This window comes from Noviherbaspirillum soli (assembly GCF_015352955.1).
Taxonomy (GTDB): Bacteria; Pseudomonadota; Gammaproteobacteria; order Burkholderiales; family Burkholderiaceae_D; genus Noviherbaspirillum_A; species Noviherbaspirillum_A soli.
The window spans coordinates 26,044-38,171 of sequence record NZ_JACYOX010000007.1; the positions used below are offsets into that span (position 1 = coordinate 26,044).

At 65.1% G+C, this 12,128-nt stretch carries 10 protein-coding genes; 7 read left to right on the top strand and 3 right to left on the bottom strand.

Annotation, left to right across the window (positions count from 1 at the left end; genetic code table 11):
* Positions 1–149: 149 nt before the first annotated feature.
* Both IGW04_RS08010 and IGW04_RS08015 read right to left on the bottom strand, forming a co-directional pair.
* Positions 150–1,097 (bottom strand): Bug family tripartite tricarboxylate transporter substrate binding protein, encoded by a 948-nt coding sequence (locus IGW04_RS08010; protein ID WP_194712539.1) that lies wholly within the window; start codon positions 1,095–1,097, stop codon positions 150–152.
* A 598-nt stretch (positions 1,098–1,695) separates the two neighbouring features.
* The gene (locus IGW04_RS08015) at positions 1,696–2,001 is read right to left on the bottom strand and encodes a GNAT family N-acetyltransferase (RefSeq protein ID WP_194712540.1); all 306 of its coding nucleotides are present in this window, start codon (positions 1,999–2,001) and stop codon (positions 1,696–1,698) included.
* A gap of 100 nt (positions 2,002–2,101) precedes the next feature.
* Between IGW04_RS08015 and IGW04_RS08020 the strand changes: the two genes are divergently transcribed.
* Both IGW04_RS08020 and IGW04_RS08025 read left to right on the top strand, forming a co-directional pair.
* Entirely contained in the window at positions 2,102–2,548 is a 447-nt protein-coding gene (locus tag IGW04_RS08020; RefSeq protein WP_194712541.1) for a YybH family protein, read from the top strand.
* A gap of 127 nt (positions 2,549–2,675) precedes the next feature.
* Entirely contained in the window at positions 2,676–3,839 is a 1,164-nt protein-coding gene (locus IGW04_RS08025) for an ACT domain-containing protein (RefSeq protein WP_194712542.1), read from the top strand.
* 112 nt (positions 3,840–3,951) lie between these two features.
* On the opposite strand, the gene IGW04_RS08030 is transcribed toward IGW04_RS08025, so the two are convergent.
* Positions 3,952–4,122 (bottom strand): hypothetical protein, encoded by a 171-nt coding sequence (locus IGW04_RS08030; protein WP_194712543.1) that lies wholly within the window; start codon positions 4,120–4,122, stop codon positions 3,952–3,954.
* A gap of 183 nt (positions 4,123–4,305) precedes the next feature.
* On the opposite strand from IGW04_RS08030, the gene IGW04_RS08035 reads away from it, so the two are divergent.
* The 5 genes from IGW04_RS08035 to nirB all read left to right on the top strand — a co-directional run bounded on the left by IGW04_RS08035 (position 4,306) and on the right by nirB (position 12,124).
* Positions 4,306–4,989, top strand: coding sequence for a response regulator transcription factor (locus IGW04_RS08035; protein ID WP_194712544.1), 684 nt, complete (start codon positions 4,306–4,308; stop codon positions 4,987–4,989).
* The gene (locus tag IGW04_RS08040; protein ID WP_194712545.1) at positions 4,979–6,223 is read left to right on the top strand and encodes a sensor histidine kinase; all 1,245 of its coding nucleotides are present in this window, start codon (positions 4,979–4,981) and stop codon (positions 6,221–6,223) included. Before IGW04_RS08035 ends, IGW04_RS08040 begins: the two co-directional genes overlap by 11 nt.
* Before the next feature lie 212 nt (positions 6,224–6,435).
* Positions 6,436–8,043: a phosphoethanolamine transferase gene (locus IGW04_RS08045; protein WP_228526934.1), complete on the top strand. Its 1,608-nt coding sequence runs from the start codon at positions 6,436–6,438 to the stop codon at positions 8,041–8,043.
* Between the two features lies 1 nt (position 8,044).
* The gene (locus IGW04_RS08050) at positions 8,045–8,836 is read left to right on the top strand and encodes a phosphatase PAP2 family protein (RefSeq protein WP_194712547.1); all 792 of its coding nucleotides are present in this window, start codon (positions 8,045–8,047) and stop codon (positions 8,834–8,836) included.
* 759 nt (positions 8,837–9,595) lie between these two features.
* Positions 9,596–12,124, top strand: coding sequence for a nitrite reductase large subunit NirB (gene nirB / locus IGW04_RS08055; RefSeq protein ID WP_194712548.1), 2,529 nt, complete (start codon positions 9,596–9,598; stop codon positions 12,122–12,124).
* Positions 12,125–12,128 lie beyond the last annotated feature (4 nt).

The window sequence follows — 12,128 nt, forward strand, 5'->3', positions numbered from 1 at the left end:
CAGGGCATTAGGGCATCGGGGCATCGGGGCATCCAGCAATCAGGCGATCGGTTCACGCGGCGCTGCCACGAATTGCAGTGCCGCGTGCTCAGCAGGGAGAAAGCGGCGCCTTCATTGCTGACGCCGTGCTCTATTCATTGCGCAGCCTGCTATTTCAGCAAGCCTGCATTCTTCGCATCTTCCAGATACTGCTTGCTGCGCCTGGCAAGGAAGTCGGGCATCTCTTCCAGGCCGACGTCGACCAGGTCATAGCCGCCGTCCACCAGTTTCTTGCGGCTTTCCGGGTCGCGGTTGAGTTCACCCATCATGTTCGATACCTGCTGCTGCACTTCCCGCGGCGTGCCCTTGGGCACGGCAATGCCGCGGTAAGCGCCGTCGACCCAGTTCAGGCCCAGTTCCTTGAACGTCGGCGCATCCGGGAAGGCCGGGTGGCGCTTTTCCGACGCCACTGCGAGCAGCCGCATATTGCCCTTTTGCTGCACCGCCATGGGCAAATACGTCATGGCGGCATTCACATGGCCGCCCATCACCGAGGCGATCAGGTCGCCGGTGCCCTTGAAAGGGACATAGGTCGTCTTGATGCCGGCCAGCTTGTCTAGCCGTTCATGCGCCATGTGGTTGGCCGACATGCTGCCCGAGCCCGCAAAGCTCACCATGCCTGGCTTTTCCTTGGCTGCCTTGATCAGGTCTTCATACGATTTGATCGGGCTGCTGGCCGGCACCACGATGGCGTCGGGCGTGAAATGGTAGAAGTAGACCGGCGTGATGTCCTCGGTCTTGTAGCTAACCGATCCTTCCAGCGGCTGCAGCACGATATGCGGCAGGTTGACGCCGGCAATCGTATAGCCGTCGGCCGGCAGGCTGTTAAGCTGTGCCCACACCAGGCCGCCGCCGGCGCCAGGACGATTGACCACGACCATGGACTGCTTGTATTTGCTCCTGAAGACTTCCGATTGCAGACGCGCCACGTAGTCGGATTCACCGCCGGCCGTGAACGGGATGATGTACTGCACCTGTTTATCGGGATAGGCAGCATGGGCGCTCAGGCTCATGACGAGCGCCGTCATTCCTGCGCCAGCGAGTTTGGCAAGTTTCATGATTGTCTCCGTAATGGTTGTAAGCGCCAGGCCGCCCTGGCCATATTGTCGGCCTGTCATCAGCGGTGCGCCCGGCAATTGTACGTCGGCAGAGGGGAGTCGAATTGCCGTTTTCGTCTCTTGCCAGGATTGGCCGGAACAGCATGGGTACAGGCTATCGTCGCTGCAGTGGAAATGGCGTCAGGCGTCTTGAACAAAAACTCACTGCAGCTGCCATCAGCGGTAATGCTCAGCAGTCGGGGAGCGCAATACCGTGCAATCGTGCCTCAGTCTGCACTCATGTACGGCGCCGGCCTGGCGTGGCCAGCGGTGACCTGTATCTCTTCGCTTGCAACTGCATCGCCAGGCCTTGCAGGCGCTGCGCGCGCTGTACCAGGCCGAGAGTCGCCTCGATATGTCGGTGTGAGCGTCTCGTCAGGAATCAGGTCATGGTGAGAACTCCTGTGAACACCGCACCGCCTGACGACTTGCCGGCTGCAGTAGGCGGCGCTATTTGCCCTGACATTGCAGCAATGCGCCCGGCAAGCGGCTCCGGCGCCGGGGCGCAAGCTGCGCAGTCAGCGCCGGCCCCGTGCCCGCCATGCCTTTCAGGTGCTGCCTACAAACCGAAGATGCGCCGGCAGTCGGGCGTGAGCAGGTCCAGGTATTCGGGCCGGCGCCGGATCTGCTCGGCGAAGAAGCCGCATACCGGCACGACATGCCATTGCTGCTCGCGGAAATAATCCAGCGCCTGCCGTGCCATCGCAGATCCATGACCTCTGCCTTCATGGGCGGGATCGACTTCGGTATGCGTCACGATGGCCACCCGGCCGAACAGGTAGTAGTCGACAAAGGCCACGGCCTGCCCGCCCGACTGCAGCGCCAGCCGTTGCGCCGCATCGCGTTCACCCTCCTTTGCCGCCATCGTCGACATCCGTATCCCTTCATCCGCCCGGGCGGAAATTATAGGCAAAAGCGACAGTCAAACAGCCATTGCCATTGCCATTGCCAGAACGGAGAAACCCATGAGTGAAAACAAGACCAGCGGCGCCAGCCAGCAGGGAACGGCGCGACAACCGGAAGACTGCGACCGCCTGCTGCTCGCCGCACTGCAGGCGGGCGACATCGATGCCAGCGTGGCGCTGTACGAGCCCGGCGCGGCGCTGTTTGCGAAATCCGGCGAGGCAGTGGTCGGGCATGAGGCGATTCGCGCCAGCAATGCCGCGCTGATCGCGCTCAAGCCCACCTTCCATATCGAGCGCATCGTCACCACCGTCAGCGGTGACGGCAGCATTGCCACTACCCGCATGAAGGCCAGACTGGAAGGCACACGGCCCGATGGCCGGCCGGTCAGGAGCGCGCTGCACACGCTGGAAGTGGTGCGCAGGCAGCCAGACGGTTCCTGGCGCTATGTAATCGACGATCCCTTCGGCAGCATGCGCGACCAGATGGAGCAGCGGGCCCCGGGCTGACAACGCGCGGGTTGCCGGTGCGATTCCTTGATAGGATCGTCATTGCGCTTTGCTATGCATTGTATAAATGACGCGGCAAGCGCGGCGGTGCGACTGGCCGCGCCGCCATCGAGAAAGGACTCAGACAATGAAATGCGCTTTGGTTGGATCACGGTTCTTTGGCGCCTCGGTATTCGAGGCGCTGCGCAAGGACGAGGGCATCAACTTCACCAGCGTGGTTGCGCCGGCCGCCGACGACAGGCTGGCGCTGGCGGCGCGGGCTGCCGGGCTGGAGGTCCATGTGCTGGAGAACCCGAAGATCGTGCCAGGGCATGCGATAGCGGACGGCACCGACCTGATCATCGCCGCCGATACCCATGCCCGCGTCAGCGACGAGGCGCTGGCCCGTTCGCGCCTGGGCGGCATCGGCTACCATCCGTCACTGCTGCCGCGGCACCGCGGCATTGCCGCCGTGGAGTGGACCATCCTGGAAGGCGATCCGATCGCAGGCGGCTCGATCTATCACCTGGCCGACGGCTGGGATGCCGGCGCGATTGCGGCGCAGGACTGGTGCTTCGTCGAAAAGGGGGAAACCGCGCGCGAGCTGTGGGAACGCAGCCTGGCGCCGATGGGCCTGGCGCTGCTGAGCCGGGTGGTGCAGCAGGCGCGCCTGACCGGCAGCATACCGGCCGAGCAGCAGGACACCCGCTACGCCACCAGAGCGCCGATGCTGCGCAAGTCGGTGGTGCTGACCGAGGATGCCTCGCCGGCCATCACGTCGCTGATCGTGTCCGTCACCGGGCCGGACCGGCACGGCATCGTCAGCCTGCTGGCCGACCGCGCGCAGCGCTTCGACGCCAACTGGGCCGCCAGCCGCATGACCCGCTTCGGCGGCGAGTTTGCCGGCACGGTGCATCTTGAAGTGCCGCGCGAGCGCGCCGACGCGCTGGCCGAGGCCTTGCGGGCGCTGGCGGCAAGCGGCCTGCAGGTCGTCATTGCCAGGAGCGATGCCGCCACGGTCGCCGCCGGGCTGCGCGGGGTGGAGCTGGAGCTGGTCGGCGAGGACAGGATAGGCATCGTCAGCTCGCTCACGCGCATCCTGGCCGAGCGCGGCGTGAGCATCGAAAGCATGCATACCGAACTGCTGCGCAGCGGTATCTCGGGCAAGCAGACATTCAAGGTCGGCGCCCACCTGCTGCTGCCGGCCGGCCTGACGCTGGACACGCTGAAGGCCGAGCTCGGCGCTCTGGCGGGCGAGATGATGCTCGATATCGCGCTGGGAGAGCCGCAGGCGGCCACGCCCCGGCATTGACCGGATACGTGGCAAGGGCATGCGGCCGGTTGGCGCTGCCCGCCTGGCGGGTAGCGCCATCCTGCCCGATAGGCTACGCTATGCGCCCGGCCGCCGGAGCCGGCCGCCCGGTTCAGCCGCCGTGAAATCCCTTCAGGATATCGTCCACCGGTTTCTCCGGGTCGATGGTGGAATCATTGGTACGCTGTGGCGAGTCGAGCTTCTTGCTTTCCTCGGCTGCCTTGTCCAGCTTGGCCTGGGATTCTGGCGGCGGGGTGGGATTGGAATTGTTCAGGTCCGACATGGCTGTCTCCTTGGTGGTGTAGGCATGCCGCACTATCGGCGGGGCGCAGGCCGGGGTCAATCAGGCAAACGGACATGGTGTTGTAGGACAAATGGAAATGCATGAATCGATCGGGGCAGGGGCCAGGGCAGGGACAGAGGCGCGCATGCTGGCGCCGCGCCGGCCAGGCACGGAAAGCGACGCATGAATCTGCTGATCGTCGAAGACAATCCGGATATCGTAGCCAACCTGTTCGCCTATTTCGAGCCGCTCGGGCACACACTGGACATTGCGCGCAATGGCGATGCCGGGCTGCAAAGCGCGTCGCGCCATGCCTATGACGCGATCATCCTCGACCTGACCCTGCCTGGCATGGACGGACTGGAGCTGTGCCGCCGCCTGAGGGAGCAGTATCGCGTCGCCACTCCGGTGCTGATGCTGACCGCGCGCGACACGGAACAGGACAAGCTGAGCGGCTTCCAGGCCGGCGCCGACGACTACCTCGTCAAGCCCTATTCGCTGCGCGAACTCGATGCGCGCCTGAAGGCGCTGCTGCGCCGGGCGCGCAACGAGCTGGTGCAGTATGTACTGCGCTTCGACGACCTGGAACTCGATACCGGCACCGGGCAGGCCACGCGGGCCGGCAAGCCGCTGGCCCTGACCCCGACCGGCTACAAGATCCTGATGGCGCTGCTGCGGCATGCGCCGAAACTGCTGAGCCGGGAAGCGCTGGAGCGTGAGGTCTGGGGCGACCATCCGCCCGAGAGCGATGCGCTGCGCACCCATATCCATGCGTTGCGGCAGGCGCTGGACAAGCCATTCGGGCGGCCGATGCTGCTCACGCGCCCCGGCGCGGGTTATCGGCTGGTGGGCCGCGATGAAGGCTGAATACACGCTGAAGCACCGGATTGCCCGCGCCTTCGTGCTGCTGGCGATCGTGCTGGCGGGCTTTTACCTGCTGGCGTCCTACGTGGCGGTGGAGGTGATCGAGTCGCAGGTCATCGGCGGCAGGATGGAACGGATTGCCGACACCCTGATCGGCCGCCAGCTGCGGCATGAGCCGGCCGAGCCGCCGCCGGACATGCGCTTCTATGTCAACGAGAACATTCCCAGGGAGCTGCTCGGCAAGCCGCGCGGTCTGCATGAACTGGTGATCAACCGCCAGCCGGTGCAGGCGCTGATCAAGGTCGAAGGGAGCGAGCGCTTTGCAGTGGTGCAGGAACTGGATGAGTTCGAACATACCGAATTCGTCATTTATTCCGCGCTCGCGATCGGCTTCATTTCCAGCATGCTGCTGGCGGTGGTGCTAGGCTATGGCACCGCGCGCCGCATGGTGGCTCCGCTGACGACGCTGGCCGAGGCGGTCGGCAACGGGCAGCCGGCGCCGTTGCCGTCCCTCGCGGCGATGGACGAGATCGGGGTGCTGGCGCGGGCACTGACGCGGCGCACCGACGAGCTGCAGCGCTTCCTGGAACGCGAGCGGCTGTTTGCCGGCGATGTCAGCCATGAACTGCGCACGCCGCTGACCATCATGCTGGGCGCGGCCGAACTGCTCGAAGTCCAGCTGGAGGACCGTCCGAAGCAGCAGGAAATCGCCCGTCGCCTGCAGCGCGTGGCGCGCGACACCGCCGAGCGGGTCAGCGCGCTGCTGTGGCTGTCACGGGCGCCGGAGAAACTCGGCATGCCGGCGGTAATGCTCGGGCCGCTGATCCGGCAGGAAATCGAGCGCTATCAGTCTTTGCTGGACGGCAAGCCGGTGACTTGCCGTTTCGAGGAGCAGGCCCAGGTCAGTCTCAGGGCGCGCCCCGAGCTGGCGGCGATCGCCGTCGGCAACCTGGTGCGCAATGCCTGCCAGCATACCGAGCAGGGAGAGGTGCTGGTGGCATTGCAGCCGGACGCCATCGTGATCAGCGACACCGGCCCGGGCTTGCCTGACCAGGTGGTGGCCAGGCTGTTCGAGCGCTTCGTGCACGGCGGCGCGGAATCGGCCCACGGCAACGGGATGGGGCTGTCGATCGTGAAGCGGGTGGCTGACCATCTCGGATGGACCATCCGCTACGAGCGTGCGCCGGAAGGCGGCAGCCGCTTCGTGCTGAAACTGCCGCCGGCGCAACAAAGCTGACCTGGCGCTGACCTGGCGGCCGCCTGGCTGGTCCGGCAGATCTGCAACACCGGCTTAACGCCGTCTTAACAGCCGTTCTTCTATGCTGCGGCCTTTAATTTTTCTGCAGATCAACGGTGTCCAGATTTCCTTTTGGGAGGCGCCTTGCGCCATCCCGGTCCGCGCCCGAGGGCGTTTCCCCCCTGCGCTCTCCCGATTCCGGCTGGTCGCGGTTGAGCAGCGAATGGTGCATCCTGCTGACGAGCGTGTTTTTCACGCTGTTTTCGAATCACCGGCTCTGGCTGGCCTGGGCGCATGGCCGTGACTGGAGCCAGGCGCGCAACTGGCTGCTGGCGGCGGCGCTGGGCCTGCTGCTGACCGCCCTGCACGGTTTCCTGCTCGGGCTGCTCCTGACCCGCCGCACCGTCAAGCCGGTGCTGGCCGTGCTGCTGCTTGTCACGGCGCTGGCGGCCTTCTACATGGAGCGCTACACGGTCTATTTCGACGTGAGCATGATGCGCAACATATTCCACACGGATGTCCGCGAGGCACGTGAATTGCTGTCGCCCGGCATGCTGGTCGCGCTGGCCGTGTTCGGACTGGCGCCGGCGCTGCTCCTGCTGCGCGCCAGGGTGCGCCGTCGTCCGCTGCGCCAGGCGCTGATCTCGCGCGGGCTGTTCCTTCTTTCCATGCTGGTGGTTGCCGGCGCCAGCACCTTGCTGTCGTTCCAGGATTTGTCCGCGCTGTTGCGCAACCAGAAGGAATTGCGCTATCTGATCACCCCGGCCAGCCTGCTGGTCTCCTCGGTGCGGATGGCGGCGACCGAAGGGCAGGAAGCCAAGCTGGTTCGTGCGGCGCTGGGGCAGGATGCAGTGCAGGCGGCCGCGGCGCGGGGCGCCAAACCCCGGTTGCTGGTGCTGGTGGTGGGCGAGACGGTGCGCGCCGCCAACTGGGGCCTGAACGACTATGCGCGCCAGACCACGCCGGAACTGGCTGCCGCCGGCGTGATCAACTTTCCCCGGATGAAGTCCTGCGGCACCAATACCGAGGTGTCCGTGCCGTGCATGTTCTCGCCTTACGGTCGCCATAGCTATGACGAAAAGGCCATACGCGGCCACCAGTCCGTGCTGCACGTGCTGGAGCATGCGGGCGTCAAGACCGTCTGGCGCGACAACCAGTCCGGCTGCAAGGGCGTGTGCGACGGGCTGGAGATGCAACGGCCGGGCGAGGTGCCCGGCGCGGCATTCTGCGACGGCGAGCATTGCTACGATGAAGTGCTGCTCAACGACCTGTCGCGCCTGCTGAAGGACCATCCGCGCGACCTGGTGCTGGTGCTGCATCAGCTCGGCAACCACGGGCCGGCCTATTCCCAGCGTTATCCGGCCGCCTTCAGGCGCTATGAGCCAACCTGCGACCAGGCCGAACTCGGCAAATGCAGCCGCGAGCAGATCGTCAACAGTTATGACAATGCGGTGCTGTACACCGATCATTTCCTGAGCCAGACGATACAGCGCCTGCGCGAGCAGACCAGCCATGACGCCGCCATGATCTATCTTTCCGACCACGGCGAATCGCTGGGAGAAAACGGCATCTACCTGCACGGGCTGCCGTATTCGATCGCGCCGCGGGAACAGACCGAAGTGCCGATGGTGATGTGGATGACGCCCGGCTTCGCGGCAACCGCCGGCGTCGACCCGGACTGCCTGGCACAGCGCGCCCAACAGCCCGCCAGCCATGACAACCTGTTCCATTCGCTGCTGGGCCTGATGTCGGTGACCACCTCGGTCTATGACAAATCGCTCGACCTTACCGGTGCCTGCCGTGGCCGGGCGGGAGACTGACATGAGCCAGCGCCGCTTCCTTGCCTGCCTGGCCATGCTGCTGTGCGCCGCCGTGGTTCTGGTCCTGATCGGCCGCTACACCGAGCTGGACCTGATGCTGGCCGACTACTACTACGACCCCGCCAATGCCGTATTTCCCTGGCGCGCCGACTGGTTCTTCGAATTCGTGATGCACCACCTGGTCAAGGCATTGATGATCGCGGTAGCCATGGTGTCGCCGCTGGCGCTGCTGGCCGACCGGGTACTCGGCTACACGCTGCTGTCCCGCCACGCCAGGCGCGCCATCTGGGTAGTGGCGCTGTCCTCGGTCTCCATTCCCCTGGCCATCAGCGTCACCAAGTATTTTTCGATCCATCACTGCCCGTGGAGTCTCAGCCGCTACGGCGGCTTCGCGCCTTATCTGCGGATTTTCGATGCCTTGCCGCAAGGCGTTTCCGCCGGGCGCTGTTTCCCGGCCGGCCATGCGTCGAGCGCGCTCTGGCTGGCGTCGGTCTGCGCCTTCTGGCTTCCTGCGAAACCGGTGCGGGCGCTGCTGGTGTTCGTTGCGGGCCTGCTTCCCGGGCTGGCCCTGGGCTGGGTGCAGCAGATGCGCGGCGCCCATTTTCTGACGCATACGCTGTGGTCGGTCTGGATTGCCGCGCTGGTGATCCTGCTGCTGACGCGCTTCATCCTGCCTGGGCGTGGTGCGGGTTCCGGAAGCGAAGCAAGCCAGGCTTGTGGACTTCCTGTGCATGAGCCGGAGGCGATTCCTGTGGACGGTGCGCGGGAAGAGTGTGTGGACAGGCGCGCCTGACAGATTTTGAGCAGAAAGAAAATATTTTATAAAAACAACGGCTTGCGATGGTCAAGGCAAAGATATCCACAGCCTTGTTCACGGAATTTGTGCGTAACTTTTGCTGCTTTTCCAGGCGGCAGCATGCCTGACCACCACCCGGGCTGAAATGCAGGCCCACCTTGTTCGGTATTCCCTAACGCGCCGGGCCGGTCGCACATCGACCGGCACTGGCCCACAGACCCTCCGGCAGCGTGCCACCGGATGATGTGAGCCGGATGTGGCCAGTATGGAAGCCCGGCCGGCGGCGCTGATGTCATTCTGATCATTGGTCGCTCATCGCACCTCCTCAGTGCGCCCGCACCGCCACGGTGCCGCACATCAATGTGGACTCCCCTCTTTTAACGCATTCCAGCCGGCCTGCCGGCCAAAACCAGTCCGAATCCGCTGGCACACCGTTTGCTAAACAAGGCCAAAGCAGTCTTGCTTCACGAATGCGTGAACCCAACGGCGGGTTCTTTGGACAATGGTGTCCCGTGCAGTCGCCGGCAGCCTAGTGCTGCGGACCGACGCGCGTTAATGGTTCGGGTGTGTGATGTTCAAATTAATCGACCGCGCGAGCGCCTGCGGCGCAACGCTCTTCATGGCGCCAAAAATCGCGCACCGTGCGCTGCCGAGCGGCCCAATGGCCGTCCCTCTCTTTCCGGTTCCGACCAATGCCAGCGCTGCCTCCGGCATGACGCCGCGTTGATCCCTCATTCCAGCGCATAAGGAAAACCTATGAAAATCGTCGTTATCGGCCACGGCATGGTGGGTCACAAGTTTCTCGAGAGCCTGGATGCGTCGGGCATCGGCCATGCCGAAGTCACGGTGCTGTGCGAGGAGCCGCGCGCGGCCTATGACCGGGTGCATCTGTCCGAATTCTTTGCCGGCAAGTCGGCGGACGATCTGTCGCTGGTGTCGCCCGGCTTCTTCGACCGCGACAACCTGCTGCTGAACCTCAACACCCGCGCCACCGCGATCGACCGCGCCGCGCGCACCGTCGCCGTCGCCAGCGGCGAGGTGCTGGACTATGACAAGCTCATCATCGCCACTGGCTCGGCGCCCTTCGTGCCGCCGGTGCCGGGCAGGGAGCGTCGCGACTGCTTCGTGTACCGCACCATCGAGGACCTGGAAGCGATGCTGGAATGCGGCAGCCGCGCCAGGAGCGGCGTGGTGGTCGGCGGCGGCCTGCTGGGCCTGGAATGCGCCAAGGCGCTGCGCGACATGCGGCTGCAGACCCATGTAGTGGAGTTCGCGCCGCGTTTGATGGCGGTGCAGGTCGACGAGCTCGGCGGCCGCGTGCTCAGGAAACGCATCGAGGAACTCGGCGTGGCGGTGCATACGCAGAAGAACACGCTGGAAATCGTCGATGGCGAGAGCGCCGCCCACCGCATGGTGTTCGCCGATGGCAGCCATCTGGAAACCGACATGATCGTGTTCTCCGCCGGCATCCGGCCGCGCGACGAACTGGCGCGCCAGTGCGGCCTGGAAGTCGGCCCGCGCGGCGGCATCGTGATCGACAATGGCTGCCGCACTTCCGACCCCGACATCTACGCCATCGGCGAATGCGCGCTGTGGAATGGCCAGCTGTTCGGACTGGTCGCGCCCGGCTACGAGATGGCCCGCATCGCCGCCAGGCAGCTGGCAGGCGAAGCCGCCGAGTTCGCCGGCGCCGACATGAGCACCAAGCTGAAGCTGATGGGCGTGGACGTGGCCAGCATCGGCGACGCGATGGGCAACACCGCCGGCAGCCGCGCCTACCAGTTCACCGACGAGCGCAAGCAGGTCTACAAGAAGATCGTGGTGTCCGGATGCGGCAAGCATCTGCTGGGCGCGGTGCTGGTGGGCGATGCCGCCGAATACGGCACGCTGCTGCAGATGGCGCTGAACCGGATCGAACTGCCCGAGGATCCCGAATTCCTGATCCTGCCGCAGGGCGATGGCAAGGCAAGGCCCGGCCTGGGCGTGGACGCGCTGCCCGACAGCGCCCAGATCTGCTCCTGCAACAACGTCTCCAAGGGCGACCTGTGCGCAGCGGTTGCCGCCGGCGCCACCAGCATCGGCGAACTCAAGTCCTGCACCAGGGCCGGCACCGCCTGCGGCGGCTGCGTGCCGCTGGTGACCCAGGTGATGAAGGCCGAGATGAAGAAGCAGGGACTGGCCGTCAACAACCACCTGTGCGAGCACTTTGCCCATTCGCGCCAGGAGCTGTACCACCTGGTGCGTGTGGAGAAGATCCGGACCTTCGATGCGCTGCTGGCCAGCCACGGCCAGGGCCTGGGCTGCGACATCTGCAAGCCGGTGGCGGCCAATATCCTGGCTTCCTGCTGGAATGACTTCGTGCTGAAGAAGGAGCATGCCGGCCTGCAGGACTCGAACGACTACTTCCTCGGCAATATCCAGAAGGACGGCACCTATTCGGTGGTGCCGCGCATGCCGGGCGGCGAAGTCACGCCGGATGGCCTGATCGCGGTGGGCCAGGTGGCGAAGAAATACGGCCTCTATACCAAGATCACCGGCGGCCAGCGGGTCGACATGTTCGGCGCGCGGCTGGACCAGCTGCCGGCGATCTGGGAAGAGCTGATCGCCGCCGGCTTCGAGTCCGGCCATGCCTACGGCAAGTCGCTGCGCACCGTGAAGTCCTGCGTCGGCTCGACCTGGTGCCGCTATGGCGTCGACGACAGCGTGGGCCTGGCGATCGAACTGGAGAATCGCTACAAGGGCCTGCGGGCGCCGCACAAGATCAAGTTCGGCGTCTCCGGCTGCACCCGCGAATGCGCCGAGGCGCAGGGCAAGGACGTCGGCATCATCGCCACCGACAAGGGATGGAACCTGTACGTCTGCGGCAACGGCGGCATGAAGCCGCGCCATGCCGAGCTGATCGCCTCCGACCTGTCGAAGGCCGACCTGGTGAAATACATCGACCGCTTCCTGATGTTTTACGTCCGCACCGCGGACCGGCTGCAGCGCACCAGCGTCTGGCGCGACAACCTCGAAGGCGGCCTGGACTATTTGAAGGACGTGGTCATCAGGGACAAGCTCAATATCGCCGCCGAGCTGGAAGCCGACATGCAGCACATCGTCGACACCTATGCGTGCGAGTGGAAGAACGCGGTGACCGATCCCGAGACCCGCAAGCGCTTCCGCCAGTTCGTCAACAGCGACCAGCGCGACCCGAACGTGGTGTTCGTCGAGGAGCGCGGCCAGATCCGCCCGGCCCGGCCCGACGAGCGCAAGGTTGTCATTCCCATCATAGAAGCCGCATAAGGAG

Excerpts from the sequence above, each read along its gene's own strand:
- IGW04_RS08050 (WP_194712547.1), top strand. The coding sequence starts at position 8,045 with ATGAGCCAGCGCCGCTTCCTTGCCTGCCTGGCCATGCTGCTGTGCGCC.
- IGW04_RS08020 (WP_194712541.1), top strand. The coding sequence starts at position 2,102 with ATGAGTGAAAACAAGACCAGCGGCGCCAGCCAGCAGGGAACGGCGCGA.
- IGW04_RS08015 (WP_194712540.1), bottom strand. The coding sequence starts at position 2,001 with ATGGCGGCAAAGGAGGGTGAACGCGATGCGGCGCAACGGCTGGCGCTG.
- IGW04_RS08025 (WP_194712542.1), top strand. The coding sequence starts at position 2,676 with ATGAAATGCGCTTTGGTTGGATCACGGTTCTTTGGCGCCTCGGTATTC.
- nirB (WP_194712548.1), top strand. The coding sequence starts at position 9,596 with ATGAAAATCGTCGTTATCGGCCACGGCATGGTGGGTCACAAGTTTCTC.
- IGW04_RS08035 (WP_194712544.1), top strand. The coding sequence starts at position 4,306 with ATGAATCTGCTGATCGTCGAAGACAATCCGGATATCGTAGCCAACCTG.
- IGW04_RS08030 (WP_194712543.1), bottom strand. The coding sequence starts at position 4,122 with ATGTCGGACCTGAACAATTCCAATCCCACCCCGCCGCCAGAATCCCAG.
- IGW04_RS08040 (WP_194712545.1), top strand. The coding sequence starts at position 4,979 with ATGAAGGCTGAATACACGCTGAAGCACCGGATTGCCCGCGCCTTCGTG.
- IGW04_RS08010 (WP_194712539.1), bottom strand. The coding sequence starts at position 1,097 with ATGAAACTTGCCAAACTCGCTGGCGCAGGAATGACGGCGCTCGTCATG.